This window comes from Rheinheimera nanhaiensis E407-8 (assembly GCF_000296695.1).
Classification (GTDB): domain Bacteria; phylum Pseudomonadota; class Gammaproteobacteria; order Enterobacterales; family Alteromonadaceae; genus Alishewanella; species Alishewanella nanhaiensis.
Genome location: NZ_BAFK01000001.1, coordinates 278,499 through 303,393 on the forward strand (window position 1 = coordinate 278,499; position 24,895 = coordinate 303,393).

Sequence of the window (24,895 nt, forward strand, 5' to 3'; positions counted from 1 at the left end):
GGGCGCAAGCCCGCTGCTGCGCAGGACACGGATGAGGCTACGCGAAACACTTGTTGCTTATATGCTGCCATTACTGGTTATACCGGTAATGGCCTTTGGCTATATTGCTTACCAGTTCAGTAAGCAATATTGGCAGCAGCAGGCGTATTACGGTGCAGAAAAAGCCCTCAGCCAACAGCAATTACAGCTAAGCAGCTTTTTGCAGTTACAACAAGCCAGGTTAGCCATGCTGGCGCAGAACCCGCTGTTAGCGCAATATGTGCAGCAAGGCGACAACACCCAGTTGGCCGCGCTGCAACAACAGTTGCGCCAGTTTGCCAGTGCTGACAGAAATGTCGTGTCGGTTAAACTGCTGAATCTTAACGGTGATTATCAGCTGCAGGTACCGCACCGGACCGATTATTCTGCCATTCCTAACCGGTTTCGTAATGAATATTTTTCTCAACTGCAAGCACAGGTCGATGAAGCCAGCTATTTTCTGGCGCAAGACACTGACAGTAAAAGTCAGCAGCTGTTCTTTGCCCACAAGCTTTATGCCGGCAGTGTTAACGAGTCACGCCGTTTATGGGGCTATCTGGTGGTGGTGGTCAGCCCCAAGCCGCTGGCTGAGGTGGTTAGCTACCGGCATACCCCTAACAGCGTGACCTTATTGATCAGCAAAGCGGCCGCCATTACCTATGCTGACAATCCGGCGTTAATTGGCAGTGCCTTTGCGCCGACCAATTTTCGTGCTATCCAGCAAAGTATTGATGCTGACAGCTTCAGTGATGTGATTTTGCTGGGCCAGAGCCGCTTACTGTTGGGCAAAAGTTTGCCCGGTGCCTATCAGCTGTTATACGGCATTGATGAGCAGGAGCTGTTACAACAACAGCGTACCTTGTCGTTAGTGATCCTGCTGCTGACTTTACTGATGTGCGCTACGCTGCCACTGTTAGTGTATTGGCTGCTGATCCGCAATATTTTTGCCCCGATTAAACAGCTGACAGCGGCGAAAACGGCGGTAGGGCGCGGCGATTTGTCCACCTTGCTGGAGGTGACTAAACAGGACGAACTGGGCGACATGTTTGCCGCCTTTAATGTGATGGTGCGTCAGCTCAGGGTTTACCGCGAACGTGAGCGTGCCTACAAGCAGCAACTGGAAGACAAAGTACTGCGCCGCACCCAGGACTTAGCCCGCGCCAATGACGACTTAGCGGCAGCTAACCAGGAGCTTATTCTGGCGCGTGAGGCGGCCGAGCAGGCCAACCGGTTAAAAAGCGTATTTTTAGCCAATATGAGCCACGAGATCCGCACACCGCTGACGGCCATTATTGGCTTCTCTGAACAGGCACTAAGCGAGCAAAACCGCGATAAACTGCAAAACTACCTGCAGCGGGTGTTAAAAAGTGGCGACCATTTACTGGGGTTGATTAACGATATTCTGGACTTGTCAAAAATTGAGGCGGAAAAGCTGGAGCTGGACCGCGAGGCTTTTGATGTCCTCAGCGTGATTGAAGATGTGTTTCTGATAACCCGCAGCCAGGCCGAGGCCAAAGGTTTACAGTGTCTGCTACAGCTTAATTTTCCACTGCCACGCCAGCTTTATAATGATGCACTGCGTTTTCGTCAGGTGCTGTTAAACCTGACCAGTAACTCAGTGAAGTTTACCCAAAAAGGTAAAATTGTTATTAGTGTCAGCTTTGATGTGCTGACACAGCAGCTCAGCATCAAAGTAAAAGACAGCGGCATTGGTATGACACCGGATGAATTAAGCCGCATCTTCCAACCCTTTGTACAGGCAGATGCCACAGTAACCCGCCATTTTGGTGGTACCGGTCTGGGGCTTTGTATCTCGAAAAAGCTCATGCAACAGATGGATGGTGATATTCAGGTAGAAAGTGTAAAAGGCATTGGCAGCTGCTTTGAACTGCAGTTTGATTGCTCGCATCAGCAACCGGAACTGGTCGATGATGTCGCCAAACTGCCTGTGCTGCCGCCAGTACCGGCATTGCCGGCACAGCAGCAGCCGTTACATATCCTGGTAGCAGAGGACAACCCGGATAACCAGTTACTGCTGCAACTGATGCTGGAAAAGGTTAACGCCAGCTGTGTGATGGTAGAAAACGGTCATAAGGCGGTTGAGCGCGCGCTGGCAGAGGATTTTGATCTGATCTTTATGGACATGCAAATGCCGTTAATGGGCGGTGAAGAGGCGACCAGGCTGATTCGTCACGCCGGTATTGAAACACCGGTTATCGCCGTAACGGCCAACGTGATGTCAGAAGATTCAGAGCGTTATCGTCAGGCGGGCTGTCAGGGCTTACTGGCAAAACCTGTGATGCATGCTGAGTTAGTGGCTATACTGAGCAAATACGGCAAATCAACAACAACCGGTGTGGATAAGCTCACGCAACAGTTGGCGCAAGATCCGCAAATGCAGGCACTAAAGCAACAGTTCACTGCGCAATTGCCAGTGCTGCTGGATGAACTGCAGCAGGCTTTTGCCAACGCAGACTGGCATAGCCTGGCTTATGCCGCTCACAGTTTAAAAGGCAGTGCCGGCAGCATGGGCTACCCGCTATTAACAGAGCTGGCCGGTCAGCTCGAGGTTAGCGCCCGGCAGCAACTCAGTGAAGCCTGTGCCGCTTTACTGCAGCAGATGCAGCAGAGTGTTGCCAAAGGTGACGAATAACTAACGCCGGCCAGGGAGCTTTATGTCAGCACAGCAACGTTTGTTACAGCTTTTACAGTATAAAATTCAGCATGATCAGTTACTGCTACCCACCTTGCCGGATGTGGCGCTAAAGGTGCGTGAGCGCTCGTCTGAGCCTGATATCAGCCTGGCTGAGATGGCTGATGTGATAGCCCAGGATCCGGCGTTAGCGGCGCGTATGATCAAAGTGGCCAACAGTGCCTTTATGGGCCGTTCGATTAAAGTGACGTCGCTAAGCCAGGCGGTTACCCGTATTGGCCTGAGTCAAATTCGTAATATTGCCATCGCCATGGCGCTGGAGCAGGTGTTTGTTTCTAAACATAAGCAAGTACAGCAACAACTGGATCAACTGTGGCAACTGAGTGTACAAACCGCCTGTGTGGCAACGGCCTGCCTGAGCGTTTATCAAACGCTAGAGCCGCGCAGTGGCCTGAGTAAAGATGTGCTGAATCTGATGGCGCTGGTGCATAATATCGGCGCTTTGCCCATTATCAGTGAAGCGGAGCGTGAAACTGAGTTGCTGGGCGATCCGCGTTTTCTGCTGCATCTAGCCAACAGTCTGGCCAAAGACGTTAGCCTGCGTATTATGTATGCTTGGGGCTTTGCGCAGGAGTTTTATCAGGTAAGCCAGAGCTGGCAAAAATGTCAGCCAGATAACCCCGGGCCGGGGTATGCTGATTTTATCCGCCTGGCGGTGATTGCCCGCGACGGCTATGCCGACAAAGCACTGCAACAACGCCTGCTGGACTACTATGTGTCTGTTAAGCTGGTGCCGCAGCCACAGTTTATGCAACATCCTGATATCCAGCGGGTCTATCAGGACGTGCAAAGCGTGTTTCGTTAAAGCAGTGTTATTCTGCGGCGCTGTTGACCTGCTGCTGAATTGCGCTCAGCGCCTGGTTGACGGTGCTGGCCATCAGCAGTAAGTCGGCATCCAGCCTGGCCACCAGATCATCCCAGCCCAGCTCGTCGTTTTGCCCGGTCAGCAGTTCATGAAACTTCAGCCGCTTTAATGCCCCCTCGTCGGTGACAGCCAGTGACAAGCGGTCAGGCTGTTCCAGGCCGATACTGGTAACCAATTTATGCTGCAGATGGCTTTGTACTTCATCGGCACTGAGTAAATGGTTGCTGAATTTTACCTTAGCGCCTTCTTCATCCGGTGCTTTTAGCTCGGCGTCGGCGCCCAGGTCAAAACCCTGCGGTAGCGCCTGATTTTGCAGCCATAACTGTAAATGCGTGGTCAGTTTGGTGTTGTCCAGCCAGGGCAGAGCGGGTAACGAGCCTAACGCCTTACGCAGCAGCGCCAACACATCTTCTGCTTTGCTGGCACTGCCGCTGTTAATCACCAGCCACTGATTGTCGGGATCATAATAGCCCTGGGTTAGGGTTGAGCGGCTAAAGGCGCGTGGCAATAAACTCAGCTGTAATTCTTCTTTCAGGCTTTGCTTCTCTTTGCGGCTTAACGGCCGGCCTTTTTCCTGCTCCATCGCTTCCAGTTTTGGCTGCATCTCTTCATTGATGACAGCGGCGGGCAGGATCTTCTCCTGCCGTTTTACCGCAAAAAACAGCAGATGCTGACAAGCATGACAATACTGCTTCACACTGGCATGTAACGGGAAACTAAAGCCGGTTCTTACCGCTTCCTGTGCGCTTAACGGGCTGAACTTAAACTCGGCCAGCGCCTGCTCCCATACCGCAGTGTCGGTGCTCAGCGGGGCGCTGAGTTTATAAACACGAACATTTTTAAACCACATAATCTACTCTACTTCAAACATCCGGCTGCGGAGTATAACGTGGATTAGGCCGTAGGTTTTAGCTTTTTTGGAAAGCAAATATGGTAGTGCAGGCCTTTACCTGGCTCACTGCTGACACTGATGCTGCCGCCCAGTGTTTGCCGTACCAGGTTGTAGGTAATATGGGTGCCCAGGCCGCTGCCGCCCTGATCACGCTTGGTGGTAAAAAACGGATGAAACAGTTTTTCCAGTTGCTCCTGCGTCAGGCCTTTACCGTTGTCGCTGTATTTAATATCGACGTTTTCATCTTCATCCAGCACGGTAATGCGGATCAGGCCATTGTCCATCTCCTCAAAGCCGTGGATCAGTGAATTCATCAACAGGTTGGTGAAGATCTGCGAGATGGCACCCGCCGGGCAGCTGAGCATAATATTATCCGGGCAATTCACCTCTACCTGATGGTGCGTCTTTTTAAAGTTGGGTTGTAATGAGCGGATCACCTCGTGCAGGTATTCGGCCAGATTGATGGTGCGCACAGCCTCACTGGTCTGATCGACGGCGATTTGCTTAAAGCTGGCGATTAACTCAGACGCCCGCATCAGGTTAGATTGCAACAGCTCAGTACCCTGTGTCGCTTCTTCAATAAAATGTTCCAGCGTTTTAGGTGTCAGCGTTTTATCTTTATAGGCTTGCTCCAGCGTTTGCAGTTTTTCCGCCAGGAAACTGGTTGCCGTAACGCCTATGCCCACAGGCGTATTAACTTCATGGGTAATACCGGCCACCAGGCCACCTAAGGCCGCCATTTTTTCTGATTGCACCAGCCGGTCCTGCGCCTGTTTTAAATCATCAACAATTTTTTCCAGTTCGGTTTGTTTGGTGCGAAGGGCATCCTCGGTATGGCGGCGACGCTCTATTTCTTCGCGCAAACTTTGCTGCTTTACTTCCAGCTCTTGTTTTTGTTGTTGCAAGTCCATCATCGCCTGACTAAGGCCGGAGGTTTTGCGCGCCACTTCCTGCTCCAGCATCAGGTTTTGCTGGTCCAGTTTCTCATTCGACAACATCAGTTGTTTTTGTGTGGTTTCCAGCTGGGTTTTATAGTCCTGCACCCGGCCAATCAGCCGGTTAAAGGCATCGGCCATTACGCTGAGTTCTGAACTGTCACCATGCTGTATTTCCACTTTGGCACCTTCAAGTTGATCCAGCTCTAGATCTTCAATCTGCTGGGTCAGCTCCGTCAGCGGTACGGTCAGTTGTTTACGAAACGCCAGTAAAAACAGGATGATTAAAAAGGTGGTTTTTAGCATGGCATTACCAATTAAAAAGTAGATGCCGATTTTAATCCGATCAATCACCACCGCCCGGCTGGAGAACAGGGTAACATCACCTACCTGGGTGGCCCGGCCGGAGAACTCGAAAATAAGCGGGAAGGTATAACCAAAAATACCCGATTGTTGCTCGGTTAAGCGCACGCCTTCACGCACCAGCTGGGTGCTAAAACGCTCCTGAATATTGATATACAAGCCAAGCTGGGTAATCACAGCACCACTGTCATCGCGCACTATAATGCCTTCAATCGCCGGTATCGCCAGCAGGCCATCGGCAATAATCATTGCCTGTTGTGTATTAAGCTCCCAAATTGCGCGGGTTAAGCTGCCGGAAAAGGTTTGCTGCAGTGTTTCCAGTTCGCCGTTAATGTGGTTTTTGGTATTAAAGTATTCTGCAACAATCTGGCCTAAGGTGACGATAAAAGTCAGAATAAAATAAACCGACAAAACCTTGGTTAACAGCTTACGGGACAAGCTTTTCTGCTGCATGGAATAACCTTGTGTGGCAACGATATTATGAGTGTTATTGCACTACCATAACCAATAACCGGCAGTTTGCAAATAGCACTGGGGATTCTGAGCTATTTATAGCGCAGATATTGCTTTATAGTGGCGGTCTGTATATATTTTTTAGCCAACTTTGGCCCCAACGACAACAACAATACAGGCTATAGTACATGGCGTTAACGGTTTTAATATGTGACGACTCTTTGTTGGCACGCAACCAATTAAAGAAGGCGTTGCCGGCAGATTTTGATGCCAGTATCGTCACCGCAACAAATGGTTTAGAAGCACTGGCCGTGCTGCAATCGCAGGAAATTGGTCTGGTATTTTTAGATCTGACCATGCCCGAGCTTGACGGTGTCGGCGTGCTGGAAGCCATCAAAGCGCAACAACTCGATTGTCTGGTGATCGTGGTATCAGCCGATATCCAGCCGGAAATGCAAAAACGGGTGATGGAACTGGGAGCGCTGGCCTTTATTCAAAAACCGGCCAATGCCGACAAACTGGCTGCGGTGCTGCACAAGTATGGTTTGATATGACAACACTGCACTTCACGGAAGAACAGCGCGATTGCCTGCAGGAGCTGGTCAATGTTGCCATGGGACAGGCCAGTGACAAGCTGGCGCGTTATCTGGAAACCATGGTGCACTTACAGGTGCCGGCGATAAAACTGGTCGACACCCAACAACTGCCTGAACACTTCGCTAAACGCTATCAGCAACAAAGTGTCAGCCTGATAAGCCTGGGCTTTTTTGGTGATCAGGGCCTGCGTGGCGAAACCATTATGTTGTATCAGTTGGCCAATGTGGGTGTGCTGGCTAAACTGCTGGGTTATAGCGACGATGACAGCTCAGAAGATGAAATGCTGACCGACATCAGTTCGGTGCTCACTACCACCTTCTTAAACGGTTTGGCCGAGCAGCTGGATAACAGCTTTTCTTACGCCGCACCACGCATTTTGTCCAGCCGTGACGAGCATTTCGCCGATAAGCTGGCTGCGACGGCCCAGCAATGGCAGCTGGCGCTGCAGGTCGATATCCGCTATCAACTGACGGACTACAGTTTTCACTGTGACATGATTTTACTGATCCCCGGCGAAGCTGTATTGCGCCTGCGTCAGATGCTGGATCAGATCCTGGCGGACTTTTAATGCCATTAGCCGGGTTATTACAGCCGTTACTGTCACAACTAAACTCCGGGGTAGTGCTACTGGACGCCGAGTTAAAACTGGTGTTTATCAATCAGTTTATCGCCCGGCGAGCTGACCTTCAGCCAGAGGATGTGAAGGGTAAAAGCCTGTTCGAGGTGTTCAGCGACTTGCCACAAGCCTGGCTGCAACGCAAACTGCACGGCGTGTTAAGTTTACAGGTACCGGCGTTTAGCAGCTGGGAGCAGCGGCAATACATTTTTAAACTGCCGCATTTGCGTCCGCTTAGCAGCGACAGTGCTTATATGGCGCAAAATTGCAGTATGCTGCCCCTTACCGCCGCTGATACTGGCGAGCGCTATATCTGTATTCTGGTAGAAGATGCCACCGACGCCTATGTCTACCAGCAGCAGTTACAGCACAGTGTGGCGCGATTACAACTGGCAAACCGTACCGATGGCCTGACCGGCGTGTTTAACCGCAGCTACTGGCAGCAGCAGTTAGGCTATGAGATCCAGCGTGCTGAGCGCTACCAGCACCCGCTGTCGCTGCTGTTGTTTGATTTAGATAAGTTTAAGCAGTTAAACGATCACTATGGCCATTTGGGCGGTGATGCGGTGTTAATTGAAGTGGCCCGCTTAGTGGCGGCCTTACTGCGTGATACCGACTTGCTGGGCCGTTATGGTGGTGAAGAGTTTGGCATTATTCTGCCCGAAACCGATTTAACCGGCGCCATGCAGGTAGCACAGCGGCTGTGCAGCGCGGTAGCCGCGCACCGTGTTGCCTTTGAGCAGCAGCAGCTATTGGCCACCATTAGTCTGGGCGTAACCGGTTTCACCAGTGGGCTTAGCAGCGATCAGCTGATCCAGCAAGCCGATGAAGCCTTGTACAGTGCAAAACGGCAAGGGCGCAATCAGGCTGTTGCCTGGCGCGACAGCCAGAGTGTTTACCTTAAAAAGGTAAAGTGATCGCGCAGAAAAATTAGCCATTGACAGACGTCTATAAGTCTGTGCATAGTGTTGGCGATGAACATAACAACGACAGTCCTCACCACCATTATTATTACCACCAACCCTGCGGGGTAGGAGGTCGGCGGTGTGTTGTCTGTAAAAAGACCCGTGACCTCAACCGTCACGGGTCTTTTTTTTGGCTTAGTATTGCAAAGCCGGCATAACAACAAGCAAGCGTCACGGTAACGGAACTTTACAGATACTTTATGCGCAAGGAGTAATACATGAGGGTGCTAAAATTTGGCGGCTCGTCGCTGGCTTCGGTCGAGCGTTTTGTCAGCGTTGCCACTATCGTGCAGCAGCAAGCCGCCGACGATACGATTTGTCTGGTGTTATCGGCGCCGCAGGGGGTAACCAATACCTTGGTTGAGCTGACCGATTTGGCCTATCTGGGCTCAGACTTCAGTGCACTGCTCAGTCAGTTATCGACGCGCTACCAGACACTGGCTGAAGAGGCGGCGGCACAATTTCCCGGTGCTGAGTTATCAGCGCTGCAACAGGTGATGTCACAGCAATTGGCGCAACTGCAAAACCAGCTGACCGGTATTGCGCTGCTGCGCCACTGTCCTGATCATATCAAAGCGCAAATTCTCGGTTTAGGCGAACAGTTTAGCGTGGCACTGATGACGGCTTTGCTCAATGCCAAACAGCTGCCGGCGCTGGCACTGGACGCCGTGACACTGGTAAAAAGCACGGGTGATTATTTAAACGCCAGTGCCGATATTGCCGGCTGTGAGCAAACGCTACCACAGGCTATTGCCGCCATGCCGGCTAAGGTCTATGTCATTGCCGGCTTTGTTTCGAGCAATGCCGCCGGCGAAACCTGTTTGCTCGGCCGTAACGGTTCAGATTACTCAGCCGCTATTGTCGCAGCGGCTATCCGCGCGGCGGCTTGTGAGATCTGGACTGACGTGGACGGTGTGTACAGCGCCGATCCACGCCAGGTAAAAAATGCCAAACTGATTGACCGTTTGTCGTATGATGAAGCGATGGAGCTGTCCTACTTTGGCGCTAAAGTGTTGCACCCAAAAACCATAGGCCCGCTGGCGCGGTACAACATTCCCTGTTACATCAAAAATACCCTTAACCCCACAGCGCCGGGTACCTGCATTGATAACAGCGGCGGTGGTGATGCGCTGGTAAAAGGTATCTCCAGCCTGGAGCATCTGGCGCTGATTACGGTGTCGGGCCCGGGTTTAAAAGGTGTGGTTGGCATGGCCAGCCGGGTGTTTGCCTCTATGGCACGCGCGCAGATTTCGGTCAGCCTGATTACCCAGTCCTCGTCGGAGTTTAGCATCAGTTTTTGTGTACCCCAGCTGCATTTAGCTGCCGCGAAAAAAGCCTTGCAGCAAGAGTTTGAACTGGAGCTGCAAACCGGTTTGCTGCGCGAGCTGACCATTTTGTCGGATATGGCCATTGTCAGTCTGGTTGGCGATGGTATGCGTCAACACCGCGGTGTGGCAGCCAAGTTCTTTGCCTCGCTGGCGCAGGCCAGGGTGAACGTGGTGGCGATAGCGCAAGACAGCAGCGAGCGTTCTATCTCAGCGGTGGTAGAGCAGAGTGCCTGTAAAAACGCGGTAAAAGTGTGTCATGAAAACTTCTTCAGCCATGTGCCCAGTATTGATGTGTTCCTGGTCGGCTGCGGTGTGGTGGGTAGTGAGCTATTGGCACAAATTCAGCGCCAGCAGCGCTTTTTACAGCAGCGCCATGTTAAATTAACGGTGTACGGTATCGCTAACAGCAAAACCTGTTTACTCAATGGTGAAGGCATTGCATTAACCGACTGGCCAGCGCAGTTGCAACAGGCGCAGGGTAGTTTCTCTGTCGGGCAGCTGAGCCAGTTTGTGCAGCAGCACCATCTGACTAATCCGGTACTGGTCGATTGCACCAGCTCAGAGCAGGTGGCCGCACACTATACCGCCTTTCTGGCGGCCGGCTTTCATGTGGTGACACCGAACAAAAAAGCCAATACCGCCAGTTACAGCTATTATCAGCAACTGCGCGCACTGGCGCAGCAAAACCGGCGCCGCTTTTTGTATGAAACCACCGTAGGGGCCGGCTTGCCGGTAATAGACACCCTGCAGGGGCTGCTTAATGCCGGCGATGAATTGCTGGCGTTTGAAGGCATTCTATCCGGCTCTTTATCGTATATCTTTGGTGAGCTGGAGCAGGGTGTGGCCTTGTCAGAAGTGACGCAAAAAGCCAAAACTCTGGGCTTTACCGAACCGGACCCACGCGATGATTTATCCGGTATGGACGTCGCGCGTAAGCTGCTTATTCTGGCGCGCGAAGCCGGTATGACGCTGGAGCTTGATGACGTAGAGGTAGAGTCAGTGCTGCCGTCAGGCTTTGCCAAAGGTGCCAGCACTGAGGCATTTATGGCTGAATTGCCCGAGTTGGACCAGGCCTTTAGTCAGCGGATCAGCCAGGCCAAAGCCGAAGGTAAGGTGCTTAGGTATATTGGTGAAATCAGCGGTGGTAAATGTAAGGTAGCCATTAAGGCGCTGGCCGCTGAGCACCCGCTGGCCAAAGTGAAAGACGGTGAAAACGCGCTGGCTATTCATACCCGGTATTATCAGCCTATTCCTTTTGTGCTGCGCGGTTATGGTGCCGGTGCGGCGGTGACCTCCGCCGGGGTGTTTAGCGACATTATGCGTACCCTTGGCTGGCAGCAACAGGTGTAATAACGATGCAGGCAGAATTAGCTAACAAAACGTTAAGTTATCAAAAACGCTACTATGCCCCGGCCTCTACCGGCAACTTCTCGGTCGGCTTTGACTTACTGGGCGCGGCCTTTGAGCCATTAAACGGCGAATTGTTTGGTGACGTGCTGGATATAGTTGCGCCAAGCCGCACACTTGAGCTGGATATAGTCGGCCGTTACCGTCATCAGCTGCCGGCCGATAACAGTACTAATCTGGTGTTACAGTGTTTTGCGGCCTTTGAGCAAAAGCTGGGCCGGGTGTTACCCAAGCTGGCGCTTAGGCTACACAAAAACCTGCCGGTGGGCAGCGGGCTGGGCTCCAGTGCCTGCTCTATCGTGGTGGCCTGTTATGCTTTTAATGATTACTTTGGCAAACCGCTGTCGGATACCGAACTGTTAACGCTAATGGCAGAGGCTGAAGGCGGCGTCAGCGGCAGCGTGCATTATGACAATGTGGCACCGTCATTTTTAGGCGGCTTGCAGCTGATGCTGCCGCAAAGTGAGCGCATCTGCCGCAGCCTGCCGTGGTTTGAACATTGGCGGGTGGTGCTAAGCTATCCCGGCACTGTGCTGTCAACCAAGGCGGCGCGGGCAGTGCTGCCAAAAGAGCTTAGCCTGGCGCACAGCATTAACTTTGCCGGCATGCTAAGCCGTTTTGTCAGTGCACTCTATGCTGCTGACGAGGCCGATGCCGTTGCTGCGCTGCAGGATCTGGTGGCCGAGCCGGCGCGCACACCGCTTATTTCAGAGCTGCCAACACTGCGCCTGGCACTTGTTGAAATGGGCGTATTACATCTGGGCATCTCCGGCGCCGGGCCAACTTTGTTTGCCCTGTGCGCCAATGATGCGCAGGCCCAGCTTGCTGCGACATATTTATCACGGCATTATGAAAAAAATCAGGACGCGACCACGCAAATTTGTCGCTTGTCATTAGCCGGCGCCCGGGCGCTGTAGGAAGATTACCCATGTTGTTAACTAATATAAAAGTACCGCAAGAGCAGGTGAGTTTTTTACAGGCTGTCCGTCAGGGCCTGGGCGTTGAGCAGGGCTTATTTTTCCCCACCCAGTGGCCTAAGCTGGATATTGACGCCTTGTTAGCCATGCCGTTTGTCGCCCGTAGCAGCGCCATTTTACAGGCACTGATTGGCGATGAGCTAAGCGCTGCCGACATTGATGCGATGGTCAGTCAGGCCTTTACCTTTGCTGCGCCGCTGGCCAGTGTGGCTGACGACATCAGCTGCCTTGAGCTGTTTCACGGCCCGACCCTGGCGTTTAAAGACTTTGGCGGCCGCTTTATGGCGCAGGCACTGGCCAAAGCGCAGGGCGAGAAGAAAACTACCATTGTTACCGCAACCTCGGGTGATACCGGTGCGGCGGTCGCTCACGCGTTTTACCGCCAGCGTGGCGTGCAGGTGGTGATCCTGTTTCCCAAAGGCAAAATCAGCCCGTTGCAGGAGAAACTGTTTACCACCCTGGGGGACAATATCACTACCCTGGCGGTAGACGGTGACTTTGACCAGTGCCAGGCGCTGGTAAAGCAGGTATTTGACGATAAACCTCTGGTACAGCAGTTGGGCATTAACTCGGCCAATTCCATTAATATCAGCCGGTTATTTGCCCAGGTGTGTTATTACTTTGAAGCTGTAGCGCAAGTGCCGGCAGCCAAACGTCAGCAAGTGGTGATAGCAGTGCCAAGTGGCAACTTTGGTAATTTAACCGCCGGTTTAATTGCCAAAGCCATGGGCTTGCCAATCAAGCGGATGGTGGCCGCGACCAACAGCAACGACACGGTGCCACGCTATTGGCGCAGTGGTGACTGGCAACCTAAAGCAACGGTGGCCACCTTATCCAATGCGATGGATGTGGCCGCGCCGAACAACTGGCCGCGGGTAGAGGCACTGCTGGCGCAGGGTGTTATCAAGCGTGATGCAATTGAAGCAGTAATGGTCGATGAAGATGATACGGTACTGGGCGTACGTCAGCTGTATCAGCTGGGCTATTTAAGTGAGCCGCATGCGGCCGTGGCTTACAAGGCGTTAAAGCGCAGCCTGCAAAGCGGCGAGTACGGTATTTTCCTTGGTACCGCACACCCGGCCAAGTTTAAAGAGCAGGTGGAAAACATTTTAGGTACACCCATAGCGCTGCCAGAGGCGTTAGCCCGCTGCGCGGCCGAGCAGAGCCTGAGTAAAGAACTACCGGCCAGTTTCACTGCGCTTAAGCAGCAGTTATTAACGCTGGAGCAAGCCTGATGTCGTGGCAGCAGCTACTGGGGCCGGAGAAAAACCAGGCCTATTTTGTGGAGACGCTTAACCAGGTCAAACAAGCCAGGCTGGCCGGTCAGGTGATCTATCCGCCCGAGGCCGAGGTGTTTAACGCTTTTAAGCTAACCGAGCTTAATCAGCTCAAAGTGGTGTTATTGGGGCAGGATCCTTATCACGGGCCCAATCAGGCACATGGGCTGGCATTTTCGGTACGCAAAGGCGTGCGGGTGCCGCCCTCGTTACAAAACATGTATAAAGAGCTGGCGCTGGAATACCCGGACTTTCAGATCCCACAGCATGGCTGTCTGGAAGACTGGGCGAAACAAGGCGTGCTGCTGCTCAATACCGTGCTGACGGTGGTGGCTACCCAGGCCAACTCGCACCGCCATTTGGGCTGGGAGCGTTTTACCGATCAGGTTATTGCCCAGATCAACAGCCACTGCAGTGGCATAGTGTTTTTGCTGTGGGGCTCACATGCACAGAAAAAAGGCCGGCTGATTGACCGTCAGCGCCACTTTGTGCTGGAAGCACCGCATCCGTCACCGCTATCGGCCCACCGCGGTTTTCTCGGCTGTGGCCATTTTAAGCAGGCAAACGAGCTACTGGTTAAGCAGGGCAAGGCCCCGATTAACTGGCAATTAGCTTAAGCAAGCTGAGCAAAACAAAAAACGCCCACTGTTGCCAGCGGGCGTTTTTTTATAGTTCGATATCGGCCAGTTCCGGCTCTATCGTCCAGTCGATGTCGCTCAGCTCCTTTTTCAGGCGCTGGCGCTCTTTTAACTGCTCAATTTCGCGCCATTTACGCTTAGCGGCCCGCGGTTTGGCGGCCGGGCGTTCCAACATGTTCAGTAAGTCTTCGAAGCTTTCCATAATAATGCCTCTCTGAGTGTTGTTGTTGTTATTTTCAACAAAGGGTTTACCACACTTTGTCTGAAAATAAAACAACTAAGTGACAACACTATGACAGGTCGGCGCTGCTTAAGACTTTTTTTGCTGTAAAAACGCGGCGATTAACGCCTGGGTTGAACTGTCCAAAGCCGTGGCATCTTTGCCGGCCAGCGCCTGATAAATCGGGCCTGACAGCTGTTTGCCCAGTTCGACACCCCATTGATCGAACGAATTAATGCCCCACAGCACGCCCTGACAAAAAACCTTGTGCTCGTACAGTGCAATTAAGGCGCCTAAATAATAGGGTGACAACTCGGGCAGCAACAACGTATTACTGGGCTTATTACCCGGCGATACTTTGTGTGGTGCCAGTGCCTGTGCGTCTTGCTGGCTCATGCCGGCCGCCATACATTCAGCGCTGGCTTCAGCCAGCGTTTTACCCTGCATCAGTGCCTGGGTTTGCGCAAAGCAATGTGCCGCCAAACGCTGATGCTGGTCGCTTAGGGTATGCGCCGCGTTAAGCGGCAGAATAAAATCGGCCGGTACCGTTAAGGCGCTTTGGTGCAGCAACTGATGATAAGCATGCTGGCCGTTAGTGCCGGCATCGCCCCAAATCACCGGTGCGGTAGCATAGGGCAGTGGCGCACCCGCAGCGTCAACGGCCTTACCGTTAGATTCCATATCCAGCTGTTGCACATAAGAGGGCAGCAGGCGCAGATAGTGGCTGTAGGGCAGTAAGGCCTGCGCCTGACAACCAAAACCATTAATATACCAAATGCCCAGCAGCGCCAGTGTTAATGGCATATTGTCGCTAAGCGGCGCGCTGATAAAGTGCTCATCCATCGCCTCAGCACCTTTTAGCAACTGCGCAAACTGCGCGTTACCTATCATCAGCGCCACCGGCAGGCCAATGGCCGACCACAGCGAGTAACGCCCGCCCACCCAGTCCCACATCGGCAGAATATGCTCTGGCACTATGCCAAAGTCGGCTGCCGCCTTAATATTGGATGAGGTCGCCCAAAAATGCCGGGCAATGGCGCTGCTGTCAGCACCGTTATCAGTAAACCACTGGCGCAGTGCCAGCGCGTTTTGTTTGGTTTCTTCGGTGCCAAAGGATTTTGACGCCACAAACACCAGTGTGCTTTGTGGCCGCAGTGGTTTCATCACGTCGCTGACCACAGCGCCGTCGATATTGCCGGCAAAGTGCAGCCGCACCGGGCTGATGTGATAGGGCGTTAATGCCTCTACCGCCATTTGCGGGCCCAGTAAGGAGCCGCCAATACCCACCCAAATAACATCGGTAATGCGCTCACCGCTGTAGCCTGTGTACTGCCCCTGATGCAGCTGATTGACCAGCGCTGTCATTTTGTTGCGGCAATCCAGAATAGCCTCGCCGACAGCTTCACCGTCTAAGCTCAGGCCGGCAACCTGGCTTTTACGTAGCATCATATGCCAGACGGCGCGCTGTTCGGTGTGGTTAATTTTGTCGCCGGCCAGCATCGCGTTAAGCTGCTGCTTTAACGGGCTTGCTGCGGCCAGTTGCTGCAGCGCCTGCCAGCTTGATTCGTCAATCAGGTTTTTCGAGTAGTCCAGTGTAATGCCGCAGGCGCTGCTGCGATAGCGGCTGGCGCGGGCCGGATCAGTGGCAAAGGCCTGCCGTAATGACAACTGTTGCTGGCGGGCAAGCGCTGCCAGCCCCCCAAGGGTAACACCGGACATAGTCTACTCCTGTAACGGTTAAGGTTTATAACGCCTGCTTGATCAGTTGCTCCAGCTTACGCTGGTCAATGGCAAACTTACGGATCCCTTCAGCAAGCTTTTCTGTTGCCATGGCATCTTCATTCAGTGCCCAGCGAAAGGCTGCTTCGCTAAGCTGTGCAGGTGCCGGCGTTTTAATGCCATCGTCACGCAGGTGCACAGTGAGCTCGCCCTGCATTTGGCTCAGCTCAGACAGCAGTGCCGGGCTGATGGTTAAACGGTCACAACCGGCCAATGCCAGCACTTCACCGGTATTGCGAAAGCTGGCGCCCATTACCACGGTATTAAAGCCATGCTGTTTGTAAAAACGGTAAATCTCGCGCACCGATAACACACCAGGATCGGTTTCGCTGCTGTAATCCTGGCCGGTGCTGGCTTTATACCAGTCGAGAATGCGGCCAACAAAGGGCGAAATTAAATACACGCCAGCCTCAGCACAGGCGCGGGCCTGCGCCATATGAAACAGCAACGTCAGATTACACTGAATGCCTTGCTGCTCGAGCAGCCTGGCCGCTTGAATACCTTCCCAGGTGGAGGCTATTTTGATCAGAATGCGATCGGTCGCTACACCGTTTTCCTGATATAACGCCACTAACTGCCTGGCTTTGGCAACGGTGGCATCAGTGTCAAAAGATAAGCGGGCATCGACTTCGGTCGACACGCGGCCAGGTACCAGCTTGCTGATGGCGGTACCGACATCGACGGCAAATTTATCTGAGGCTAATGCCAGCTGGGTGGCACTGTCAGCGGCATGCTGTTTAGCATAACTGACTGCACCCTGTAACATCGGCTTGGCAAAATCCAACTGGCTGGCATTTAGCAGCAAGCTGGGGTTGGTGGTCGCATCTACCGGGCGAAACTGCTCGATGGCGGTTAAATCACCGCTGTCTACTACCACAGTGGTGACGGCTTTTAATTGGCTAAGTAAGTCGCTCATATTGTTTTATTACCATATTTTTGCTCACATTCTAGTGATGCAGGGTTAAATAAGCAATTAATGTAGGAATATTACAACAAAATCAGCTTTCGCCACATTAAGCAGGCTTAAATTGCATTGCAAGGCACAAAGTAAGTTACTATATTGCCAAATTTACCGGACAGGGCAGCCCGGTTTATATTTCAGAATAACTTAAATTTAGGCGTAACCTAGCACAGGATCACGATGATCTACCCAGCCAGCTTCTATAAAAGTAAAAAACTGCTGTTAATCGAAGACTGCGAGCCGGTGCGAGCCTCTATTAAGGGCATGCTACAGCAAATTGGTTTCGAAGATATTACCACTGTTACTGATGCGGTGCAGGCCATGCCACTGGCAAAACAGGATAATTTTGACGTTATTCTGGCAGATTTTGATTTAGGCCCGGGTAAAGATGCGCTGCAGTTCTTCACTGAGTTATCGCAACAAGCCCTACTGCGGCTTGGCTGCTGCTTTATCTTAATGAGTGCCGAGCCACGCCGCCTGCCGGTGCTGGGCGTTTTACAAGGCGCGCCGGATGCCTTTATTTTAAAGCCGTTTTCTTACGTTGAGCTGGAAAAGCGGCTGGCTAAAGCCTGGAGCACCCGCAGTAAACTGCGTAAGGCCTATCAGGCGCTACGTGACAAAGATTATACCAATGCGCAGCTGGAGCTGGATCAGCTGATTAATGCGGTGAACTCAGCCTCGTTACCGGCGCTTAGGATCATGGCCGAAGTGTTGCTGCAGCAGGGCAGTTATGACGCGGCGTTAAAGCTATACCAGCAGGTTATCCAGCAGCGTGAATTCAGTTGGGCGCTACTGGGGCGCGCTGTGGCGTTATTGCAGCTCGAAGATTTCGCTGGCGCTGGGGCGCAGTTACTGCCATTGGCCGAGCAGGACGATACCCGGCCAGAAGCGCTGGAATGGCTGGCCTGTTTGTATCTGCGCCAGCAGCAATATGAGCTGGCTAATCAGCAACTGACAGAACTGTTACGTTTGCAGACTAACCACTTCGCGGCGCACCGGGCTAAAGTGGCCTTGCTGCTGTTACAACAGCAAACCGATGGCGCAGTAAAATATTTACAGAAGCTGATCCAGCAGTACCGTTTCTCCGGCTTTGATCAGGCCGATTATTATTTCGAGTTGTGCCGTGTATTGCTGCAACAAGCTCAGCAAGCCAGTATGGCGACCATGGCGCCGCTGCTAAAAAAGGCTGCCGATGCGTTAGCCTCAATGCCGCAGAAATTACAATCTGACGACAGTGACACTGAGCACAGCCTGCTCAAAGCCAGAATTCAGCTGTTAAAAGGCCATATTGCTGATGCTAAACAGCAGTTTAGCCAGCTGTTGATGCCAGCTGACGCTGCTAAACCGGCGCTGTTGTTAGATTACGCCCGCCTGGCTTTTGCACTGGGTGAGGTGAAACAAGCCGACAGCTGTTTAAGCCGGCTTAAGCAGTACCAGGGCACGATGGCTGATCTGCACGGCTGTTGTGTGCGTTTAACTACGCAGCATGCGCTGCAGCAGGAGCTGGCGCTGCGTGAGCAAATTGCCCGCTGGAACCAGCAAGGTATGGCGCTGGCACAAAACGGCCAGGCCAAGGCCGCGCTGCTGGAGCTCAGACAAGCCTTTTTGGTTATGCCGTGCAATGCTTCACTGGTACTGAATATGCTACAGGCACTGAGCCAGCTGCCGGCCGACAAGGCGTGGTTGCCGCTGGCGCAGGCTGCGCTTACGGCACTGGAGTTCAGTACAAAAACGGCCGCCAACCAGCAGCGGCTGGCGCAGTTATTACCGCAGTTACCACAGCTGTACCTTGATTAACCCTAAGTTGTTACAGGAAAGACTATGTTGTTGCTTGTCTCACCGGCGAAAGATCTCGACTATCAGCCACTGGCAAAAAATTTAGCCGTTACTCAGCCGGCGTTGCTGGAGCACAGCAAGCAGCTGGCAGCAATTTGCAAAAACCTGACGCCAGCCGATTTAAGCAGCCTGATGCATATCAGCGATAAACTGGCCGGGTTAAATGCGGCCCGTTTTGCCCAGTGGCAGCCGTCTTTTAGCGAGCAAAATGCCAAAGCCGCGCTGTTTGCTTTTAACGGCGATGTGTATCAGGGGCTGGATGCCGCAAGTTTAACCGATGACGATATTACCTTTGCCCAGCAGCATCTGCGTATTTTAAGCGGTTTGTATGGTGTGTTGCGCCCGCTGGATTTAATGCAGCCGTACCGGCTGGAAATGGGCACTAAGCTGGCCAACGGTAAAGGCAAAGATTTATACGCCTTCTGGCAGGATATCATTACGCCAGTGCTGAACCAGCAACTGGCCGCACTGAATACCGACGTAGTGGTCAACCTGGCCTCACAGGAATACTTTAAAGCGGTGCAGCCAAAGCAGTTAACAGGCCGGGTTATTACGCCGGTGTTTAAAGACTTTAAACACGGCCAGTACAAAATTATCAGCTTTTTTGCCAAAAAAGCCCGCGGCCTGATGGCGCGCTATATTATTCAGCAGCGGCTGAGCCGCAGCGAGCAGTTACAACAGTTTGATCTGGCGGGTTATCAGTACAGCAGCGAGCAATCATCGGCTAACGAGCTGGTATTTTTACGCCACAGCGCTGAATAAGCGCTGCGGCAGCGTCGGGTTTTTTGTTACAATACGCGCTTTGCTTCTCTTAGCCTAACAGCGGCATAACAGCGGTATCACAGATGAAATTTCCCGGCCTGCGCAAAATTAAACACTACTTTCCGGTCTCCCAGCCCAAGCCTCAGCTGCCCAGCTTCGAGGTGCGGCCCAAGCTGGATACCTATATCGTTGGCCTGGATCAGACTATTGTCGATGTGGTCGCCAGTGTCAGTGACGAATTTCTGCAAAAATATGGCATTGGCAAAGGCTTGTCGAATCTGGTCGAGCACGGTAAGGCCAACCAGATTTATCAGGAGCTGGTGGCGCATAACGCCATATCAGACCATTTTGCCGGCGGTACCATCGGCAATACTATTCACAATTATTCGGTGCTGGCCGACGACAAATCGGTGCTGTTGGGCGTAATGTCGGCCAATATTGCGCTGGGCTCACCAGCCTATCACTATGTGTGTCATACCAGCTCTAAAGTGGATATGAACCACCTGCAGGGCGTTGCCGGCGACATTGGCCGGGGTATTACCATGATTACCCCTGATGGCGAGCGCACCTTTGTAATTGACCCCAGTGATATGGACCAGCTAAGCCCGGAGTACATTCCCACCGACATCATTGCCGGTGCAGCGGCTTTTGTTGTTAGCGCTTACCCGCTTAGGGCCGTTGGCCAGCCTATTCAGCAGGCCATGCTAAAAGCGCTTAGCGATGCCAAAGTGCACCAGGTGCCGGTGGTAATGAGCCTGGGCACCCGCCATCTGGTAGAGGAAAACCGCGAGCAAATTCTGCGCACCATCCATGATTACGTTAACGTACTGGCGATGAACGAGCTGGAAGCGCAGGCGCTGACCGGTTTTGCCGATCCGTTAAAAGCCGCCGAGGCGATACTGGAGCACACCGATATGGTGCTGATCACGGCCGGGCCGGATGGTTTGTATTTGTGTGGCCATACCGATGACAGCGTGAAGCGGGAAAGCAGCAACCCGATTAAATCGGCCAGCCTGGCTGATTTTAACCAGTACGAGTTTAGCCGGCCCATGCTGCGGGCTCATTGCGATAAACCGCTAAAAGTGTACTCGCATATCGACCCTTATTTAGGCGGCCCCGAGCGCATTATGAACACCAATGGTGCCGGCGACGGTGCTTTGTCGGCCATTTTGCATGATATGGCGGCAAATCATTACCATAAACAGGTGCAGCCGTTATCCGGTAAGCATGAACAGCCCTACCTGGCGTATTCGTCCTTTGCGCAAATTTGTAAGTACGCAAACCGGGTAAGCTATGAAATTCTGGTGCAAAATGCGCCAAGGTTGTCCAAAGGCTTACCCGAGCGCGAAGATAGCCTGGAAGAGGCATACTGGGAGCGCTAGTATCTGTGCTGAAGCTGTGTCGCTGCTTCAGTGAGCAATCCCGTTGTGCTCGCCACAGCAACTCGCAAGCCATCCCTGGCTTGCTCAGACACTCTGTGGCTGCGCATCGGGACGCCCACCTGCGCAGCTGTGGCAGAGCTGTTTGTTAACCCTGAAACACGCTATCTAATAAGCGGAAGCTGCCGGCATCGGCATCCAGTTCTACCTTGCCACCTACCGGCACAATAAACTGCTGTTTAATATGGCCAATCATGGCGCCGCGATAAGCCGGAATATTCAGCGGTTTAATATGGTCGTCAAAAATCTGATCCATCGTCAGCCAGCCATAACCGCCACCGGGGCGACAAGCGGTGCATTCACCAAAGATAAAACCGGCGATTTTATCCAGCGCGCCCATCAGCTTTAAGGTGCTGAGCATACGGTCAACCCGGTACGGCGCTTCTTCAACGTCTTCTAAAAACAATATTTTACCGCTAAAGTCGGGCAAATAAGGTGAACCCGCCAGCGCTGTTAATACCGTTAAATTGCCGCCAATCAGCTCGCCCTGCACCTTGCCGCTGTTAATGGTAATGGTGCGGTTTTGCCGCGGCACCAGTTCGTCTTTGGCGTCCAGCACATTTTGGTAGTGCATCAGCTCACGGTCAAAAAACAGCCGCTGAAACTGGTCGGCGTTAAAGCTGTTCCAGCTGCCGGTGCCATTGGGGCCATGAAAGGTGACTAAACCGGTTTGGGCATGAATGGCATTATGTAAGGCAGTAATGTCGGAGTAACCCAGCAACACTTTCGGGTTTTTCCTGATCAAATCGTAGTCTAACAGTGGTAGCAACCGTGCGGCGCCCGAGCCGCCGCGCAAACAAATAATGGCTTTTACGTCCTTGTCGGCAAACATGGCGTTAATGTCGCTGGCGCGCTCGGCGTCTGTGCCGGCTAAATGGCCGCGGCGCGCCGCCAGATGTTGACCGGTTTTTACCTTAAAGCCCAGCGCCTGCATCACTTCCTGAGCAATTTGCAGATCCAGTGCTTCGTCGGTGGCTTTAGAAGGGCTAACCAGGGCTACCGTATCACCTTTATTTAGTGCCTGCGGCAGCAAGCGCGCCCCGCTTGCCGGCGCAGCGGCCAGCACTGAACTGCAGCCTGCCAGTGGCAGCATGGCGGCAGTAAGGGCACAGGTTTTAATAAATTGGCGTTTATCCATCGGGCGCTCCGGTTATTGCAATAAATAAATTATTCACACTACCAATAGCATTGTTACTAAAAAATTCCAAGCGCCCTAAGTGAAAATGCCGCCAACTATCGATAGACGGCGATGGTAAAGCTTTGATTAACCCGCGGCTTTCTTGGCTGGCTTTTTACTACCGGCTTTTTTTGCCGCCACTTTACCCGGCTTTTTCTTTTTCACCGGCACTTTGGCTTCTTTATTTTTTGGCCGCAGGCTATCTACCACGCGCCGTTTCAGCTTTTGCTCGGTGTAGCGCTCTACCTTGGCCAGTATCGCCATGTCGTGCGCTTCTACCAGCGATATTGCTGTGCCTTTTTTACCGGCGCGGCCGGTGCGGCCAATACGGTGTACATACACATCGGCACTGCGCGGCATATCAAAGTTAATCACATGGCTAATATCATCAATATCTAACCCGCGTGCCGCCACATCGGTGGCCAGTAAAATATTCACCCGGCCGCTGCTAAAGCGCTCTACCGCCTGCATGCGTTTGTCCTGCGGCATTTCGCCCTGTAACCAGCCACAGCGCAGGCCGGCTGTTTCCAGCTGGCCGGTTAAACTGGCCAGCCGTTCACGGGTTTTAACAAAGACGATGGCTTTGCTGACATCGTCTTGCTTTAACAGATGAATAAGCAGCGCCAGTTTATGCTGGGCATCATCGGCCAGGTGTACCCACTGCAGAATTTTGGCTTTTTCTTTGCGTGAAGGTATGGCTTCTAACCGCTCAGGCTCTTTTAACGCATGGCCGGCAAACCGTTCAAGGTTATTGCCCTCTAAGGTTGCGGAGAACAGGAAGGTTTGGCGGCGGCGGCGCGCTTCCAGCACTATGCGGTTCATCTCGCCAATAAAGCCCATGTCCAGCATACGGTCAGCTTCATCCAGAATAAGCACTTCTACCTCATCGGCCTGAAAGCTTTCTTCGTCCAGGTATTCGGTTAAGCGGCCTGGCGTGGCAACTAAAATATCGTTGTTTTTCTCCAGCGTGTCTTTATGGCTGCCATAGTTAATGCCGCCGGTAATCACGCCGACATTCAGGCTGGTAAACTGGGTAAAGTGTTTAAATTCGTCATACACCTGATAGGCCAGCTCGCGGGTAGGTGTCATGACCAGCACGCGGGCAAAGCCCGGGTCTTTGCGGCCAAAATCGAGCAAGTACTGAATTGCCGGTAGCACAAAAGCCAGTGTTTTACCGGTGCCGGTGGGCGCACTGGCCAGAATATCTTTACCGTCCAGCGCCAGTGGGATCGCCATTTCCTGGATCAAAGTGGGTTTGTCATAACCGCGTAAACTGATGGCGCGGTTAATGTCATCGTCCAGTTGAAAGTCTGCGAATGTTGTCATGGTGTCCTCAGCCTGATTGCCTGTACGGTGACACCTGACCCGCTTCGCCGTAAACTGGCGGCGGAGGTGATGATGTCAGCCGGTTTTCAATGTAAAAAATTCTATGTTGCCCATGATCAGTGCGCGATGAAAGTGGGCACTGATGGTTTACTGCTGGGCGCCTTTGCACCGCTGCCTGCACCTGGCAGCACTATGCTGGATATTGGTGCCGGTTCAGGCTTAGTCAGCCTGATGCTGGCACAGCGCAGCCAGGGACTAAGCCCGATTGATGCGATAGAGCTGGATCCCGCCGCGGCCTGCCAGGCCGCGGCCAATGTAGCCGCTAGCCCCTGGCCGCAAGCGGTGCAGCTGATAAAGGGCGATATTCTAACCTATCAGCCGGGCAAACGTTACCGCTTAATTGTATCTAACCCGCCGTTTTTTCAGCAATCGCTGCTATCAAAGGATGCCCGGCGCAGCCAGGCGCGCCATACCAGCAGTTTGCCGCTGCCCAAACTGCTGCAAAAAGCGGCTGAATTGTTAGATGAGAAGGGGGTATTCGGCCTGGTGTTACCACTTAGCGAAGGCGAAATGCTGCTGCAGCAGGCGTTACACGCGGGCTGGTATCTGGCACAGCGCTGTGAGGTAAAAAGCAAAGCTGACAAACCGGTACAGCGTTTGCTGTTAACTTTACGCCGCACGCCTTGTCAGGCGCTGTTGTCTCAGCTGATTATTCATCAGGAAGACGGCAATTACAGTGACGAGTACCGCACACTGCTTAAAGATTTTTATCTGAAGTTTTAACCGCCCTGTACTGTTACAGCCGCTCAGCTATTTCGGTAAGAATTTGGCTTACCCAGGCATTTAACCGCTCGTCGGTTTGCTCGTACTGGTTTTCATCATCCAGTGCCAGGCCAACAAATTGTTCGCCATCTTCGGTTAAGGCTTTAGAGGCAATAAAGTCATAACCCTCTGTCGGCCAAAAGCCAATCCGTATGGGCTGTTGTGGTGCTATGGCGTCGTGCAGCATACCCACCGCATCGATAAACCACTCGGCATAACCAATCTGGTCACCCATGCCGTAAATAGCGATAATTTTGCCGTGTAAATTCACACCGGCAATGTCGTCCCAGCGTGCTTCCCAGTCTTCTTGTATTTCACCAAAATCCCAGGTCGATAAGCCCAAAATAAGCACGTCATAGTCGGCCATGTTGCTCAGCGGCACCTGCTTAATGTTGTTAAGCTCTACGGTATCTGCGCCAATCAGCGCCTGAATTTTCTCTGCCACGATTTCGGTATAGCAGGTGGTAGAGCCATAAAATAAACCGATTTTCATGCCGTGCTCACAACAGTGTCTGGACAACTAAAAGGC

Annotated in this window: 21 protein-coding genes; 13 read left to right on the forward strand and 8 right to left on the reverse strand. The window is 52.7% G+C overall.

Annotation, left to right across the window (positions count from 1 at the left end; all coding sequences use genetic code 11):
- Positions 1-31: 31 nt before the first annotated feature.
- Positions 32-2,671 carry a HAMP domain-containing hybrid sensor histidine kinase/response regulator gene (locus tag RNAN_RS01360; protein WP_008217968.1) on the forward strand — a complete coding sequence of 880 codons (2,640 nt, stop codon included), beginning with the start codon at positions 32-34 and terminating at the stop codon, positions 2,669-2,671.
- Positions 2,672-2,693: 22 nt separating this feature from the next.
- On the forward strand, positions 2,694-3,536 hold the full coding sequence (locus tag RNAN_RS01365; protein WP_008217971.1) for an HDOD domain-containing protein: 843 nt from the start codon (positions 2,694-2,696) through the stop codon (positions 3,534-3,536).
- A 7-nt stretch (positions 3,537-3,543) separates the two neighbouring features.
- Here the strand turns inward: RNAN_RS01365 and RNAN_RS01370 are convergent, their stop codons facing one another.
- Positions 3,544-4,446 carry a recombination-associated protein RdgC gene (locus RNAN_RS01370; RefSeq protein WP_008217973.1) on the reverse strand — a complete coding sequence of 301 codons (903 nt, stop codon included), beginning with the start codon at positions 4,444-4,446 and terminating at the stop codon, positions 3,544-3,546.
- 44 nt (positions 4,447-4,490) lie between these two features.
- Positions 4,491-6,239: a sensor histidine kinase gene (locus RNAN_RS01375; RefSeq protein WP_008217975.1), complete on the reverse strand. Its 1,749-nt coding sequence runs from the start codon at positions 6,237-6,239 to the stop codon at positions 4,491-4,493.
- A gap of 188 nt (positions 6,240-6,427) precedes the next feature.
- On the opposite strand from RNAN_RS01375, the gene RNAN_RS01380 reads away from it, so the two are divergent.
- The 7 genes from RNAN_RS01380 (at position 6,428) to ung (ending at position 14,023) form a co-directional block, all read left to right on the forward strand.
- Positions 6,428-6,793 (forward strand): response regulator, encoded by a 366-nt coding sequence (locus RNAN_RS01380; protein ID WP_008217977.1) that lies wholly within the window; start codon positions 6,428-6,430, stop codon positions 6,791-6,793.
- Positions 6,790-7,404 carry a hypothetical protein gene (locus RNAN_RS01385; RefSeq protein WP_008217979.1) on the forward strand — a complete coding sequence of 205 codons (615 nt, stop codon included), beginning with the start codon at positions 6,790-6,792 and terminating at the stop codon, positions 7,402-7,404. The genes RNAN_RS01380 and RNAN_RS01385 overlap by 4 nt, the downstream gene beginning before the upstream one ends.
- The gene (locus RNAN_RS01390) at positions 7,404-8,369 is read left to right on the forward strand and encodes a sensor domain-containing diguanylate cyclase (protein ID WP_008217981.1); all 966 of its coding nucleotides are present in this window, start codon (positions 7,404-7,406) and stop codon (positions 8,367-8,369) included. The genes RNAN_RS01385 and RNAN_RS01390 overlap by 1 nt, the downstream gene beginning before the upstream one ends.
- Before the next feature lie 266 nt (positions 8,370-8,635).
- Complete coding sequence (gene thrA, locus RNAN_RS01395; RefSeq protein WP_008217983.1) at positions 8,636-11,095, forward strand: bifunctional aspartate kinase/homoserine dehydrogenase I; 2,460 nt, start codon at positions 8,636-8,638, stop codon at positions 11,093-11,095.
- A gap of 5 nt (positions 11,096-11,100) precedes the next feature.
- Positions 11,101-12,069 carry a homoserine kinase gene (gene thrB, locus RNAN_RS01400; protein WP_008217984.1) on the forward strand — a complete coding sequence of 323 codons (969 nt, stop codon included), beginning with the start codon at positions 11,101-11,103 and terminating at the stop codon, positions 12,067-12,069.
- Positions 12,070-12,080: 11 nt separating this feature from the next.
- Positions 12,081-13,364 carry a threonine synthase gene (gene thrC, locus RNAN_RS01405; protein ID WP_008217987.1) on the forward strand — a complete coding sequence of 428 codons (1,284 nt, stop codon included), beginning with the start codon at positions 12,081-12,083 and terminating at the stop codon, positions 13,362-13,364.
- Complete coding sequence (gene ung / locus RNAN_RS01410; RefSeq protein ID WP_008217989.1) at positions 13,364-14,023, forward strand: uracil-DNA glycosylase; 660 nt, start codon at positions 13,364-13,366, stop codon at positions 14,021-14,023. Before thrC ends, ung begins: the two co-directional genes overlap by 1 nt.
- Before the next feature lie 49 nt (positions 14,024-14,072).
- Here the strand turns inward: ung and RNAN_RS18815 are convergent, their stop codons facing one another.
- From RNAN_RS18815 to tal, 3 genes are all read right to left on the reverse strand, one after another.
- The gene (locus RNAN_RS18815) at positions 14,073-14,246 is read right to left on the reverse strand and encodes a DUF3545 family protein (protein ID WP_081502255.1); all 174 of its coding nucleotides are present in this window, start codon (positions 14,244-14,246) and stop codon (positions 14,073-14,075) included.
- Between the two features lie 108 nt (positions 14,247-14,354).
- Positions 14,355-15,983, reverse strand: a complete 1,629-nt coding sequence (gene pgi, locus RNAN_RS01415) for a glucose-6-phosphate isomerase (RefSeq protein WP_008217993.1) — start codon at positions 15,981-15,983, stop codon at positions 14,355-14,357.
- 25 nt (positions 15,984-16,008) lie between these two features.
- Positions 16,009-16,959, reverse strand: coding sequence for a transaldolase (gene tal / locus RNAN_RS01420; RefSeq protein WP_008217996.1), 951 nt, complete (start codon positions 16,957-16,959; stop codon positions 16,009-16,011).
- 225 nt (positions 16,960-17,184) lie between these two features.
- Between tal and RNAN_RS01425 the strand changes: the two genes are divergently transcribed.
- The 3 genes from RNAN_RS01425 to RNAN_RS01435 all read left to right on the forward strand — a co-directional run bounded on the left by RNAN_RS01425 (position 17,185) and on the right by RNAN_RS01435 (position 20,984).
- Positions 17,185-18,801, forward strand: a complete 1,617-nt coding sequence (locus tag RNAN_RS01425; protein WP_008217998.1) for a tetratricopeptide repeat protein — start codon at positions 17,185-17,187, stop codon at positions 18,799-18,801.
- 24 nt (positions 18,802-18,825) lie between these two features.
- Entirely contained in the window at positions 18,826-19,602 is a 777-nt protein-coding gene (gene yaaA, locus RNAN_RS01430; protein WP_008218000.1) for a peroxide stress protein YaaA, read from the forward strand.
- An 83-nt stretch (positions 19,603-19,685) separates the two neighbouring features.
- Positions 19,686-20,984, forward strand: coding sequence for an inosine/guanosine kinase (locus RNAN_RS01435; RefSeq protein ID WP_008218002.1), 1,299 nt, complete (start codon positions 19,686-19,688; stop codon positions 20,982-20,984).
- Between the two features lie 145 nt (positions 20,985-21,129).
- On the opposite strand, the gene RNAN_RS01440 is transcribed toward RNAN_RS01435, so the two are convergent.
- Both RNAN_RS01440 and srmB read right to left on the reverse strand, forming a co-directional pair.
- Entirely contained in the window at positions 21,130-22,179 is a 1,050-nt protein-coding gene (locus RNAN_RS01440; protein WP_008218004.1) for a S66 peptidase family protein, read from the reverse strand.
- Positions 22,180-22,305: 126 nt separating this feature from the next.
- Complete coding sequence (gene srmB, locus RNAN_RS01445; protein ID WP_008218005.1) at positions 22,306-23,544, reverse strand: ATP-dependent RNA helicase SrmB; 1,239 nt, start codon at positions 23,542-23,544, stop codon at positions 22,306-22,308.
- Positions 23,545-23,571: 27 nt separating this feature from the next.
- On the opposite strand from srmB, the gene RNAN_RS01450 reads away from it, so the two are divergent.
- Positions 23,572-24,327, forward strand: a complete 756-nt coding sequence (locus RNAN_RS01450; RefSeq protein ID WP_237739870.1) for a tRNA1(Val) (adenine(37)-N6)-methyltransferase — start codon at positions 23,572-23,574, stop codon at positions 24,325-24,327.
- A 13-nt stretch (positions 24,328-24,340) separates the two neighbouring features.
- Here RNAN_RS01450 and fldB read toward each other — a convergent pair whose 3' ends face one another.
- Positions 24,341-24,859, reverse strand: coding sequence for a flavodoxin FldB (gene fldB / locus RNAN_RS01455; RefSeq protein ID WP_008218010.1), 519 nt, complete (start codon positions 24,857-24,859; stop codon positions 24,341-24,343).
- Between the last annotated feature and the right edge of the window lie 36 nt (positions 24,860-24,895).

Coding starts and splice junctions, on each gene's coding strand:
- RNAN_RS01360 (WP_008217968.1), top strand. CDS start 32: ATGAGGCTACGCGAAACACTTGTTGCTTATATGCTGCCATTACTGGTT.
- RNAN_RS01365 (WP_008217971.1), top strand. CDS start 2,694: ATGTCAGCACAGCAACGTTTGTTACAGCTTTTACAGTATAAAATTCAG.
- RNAN_RS01370 (WP_008217973.1), bottom strand. CDS start 4,446: ATGTGGTTTAAAAATGTTCGTGTTTATAAACTCAGCGCCCCGCTGAGC.
- RNAN_RS01375 (WP_008217975.1), bottom strand. CDS start 6,239: ATGCAGCAGAAAAGCTTGTCCCGTAAGCTGTTAACCAAGGTTTTGTCG.
- RNAN_RS01380 (WP_008217977.1), top strand. CDS start 6,428: ATGGCGTTAACGGTTTTAATATGTGACGACTCTTTGTTGGCACGCAAC.
- RNAN_RS01385 (WP_008217979.1), top strand. CDS start 6,790: ATGACAACACTGCACTTCACGGAAGAACAGCGCGATTGCCTGCAGGAG.
- RNAN_RS01390 (WP_008217981.1), top strand. CDS start 7,404: ATGCCATTAGCCGGGTTATTACAGCCGTTACTGTCACAACTAAACTCC.
- thrA (WP_008217983.1), top strand. CDS start 8,636: ATGAGGGTGCTAAAATTTGGCGGCTCGTCGCTGGCTTCGGTCGAGCGT.
- thrB (WP_008217984.1), top strand. CDS start 11,101: ATGCAGGCAGAATTAGCTAACAAAACGTTAAGTTATCAAAAACGCTAC.
- thrC (WP_008217987.1), top strand. CDS start 12,081: ATGTTGTTAACTAATATAAAAGTACCGCAAGAGCAGGTGAGTTTTTTA.
- ung (WP_008217989.1), top strand. CDS start 13,364: ATGTCGTGGCAGCAGCTACTGGGGCCGGAGAAAAACCAGGCCTATTTT.
- RNAN_RS18815 (WP_081502255.1), bottom strand. CDS start 14,246: ATGGAAAGCTTCGAAGACTTACTGAACATGTTGGAACGCCCGGCCGCC.
- pgi (WP_008217993.1), bottom strand. CDS start 15,983: ATGTCCGGTGTTACCCTTGGGGGGCTGGCAGCGCTTGCCCGCCAGCAA.
- tal (WP_008217996.1), bottom strand. CDS start 16,959: ATGAGCGACTTACTTAGCCAATTAAAAGCCGTCACCACTGTGGTAGTA.
- RNAN_RS01425 (WP_008217998.1), top strand. CDS start 17,185: ATGATCTACCCAGCCAGCTTCTATAAAAGTAAAAAACTGCTGTTAATC.
- yaaA (WP_008218000.1), top strand. CDS start 18,826: ATGTTGTTGCTTGTCTCACCGGCGAAAGATCTCGACTATCAGCCACTG.
- RNAN_RS01435 (WP_008218002.1), top strand. CDS start 19,686: ATGAAATTTCCCGGCCTGCGCAAAATTAAACACTACTTTCCGGTCTCC.
- RNAN_RS01440 (WP_008218004.1), bottom strand. CDS start 22,179: ATGGATAAACGCCAATTTATTAAAACCTGTGCCCTTACTGCCGCCATG.
- srmB (WP_008218005.1), bottom strand. CDS start 23,544: ATGACAACATTCGCAGACTTTCAACTGGACGATGACATTAACCGCGCC.
- fldB (WP_008218010.1), bottom strand. CDS start 24,859: ATGAAAATCGGTTTATTTTATGGCTCTACCACCTGCTATACCGAAATC.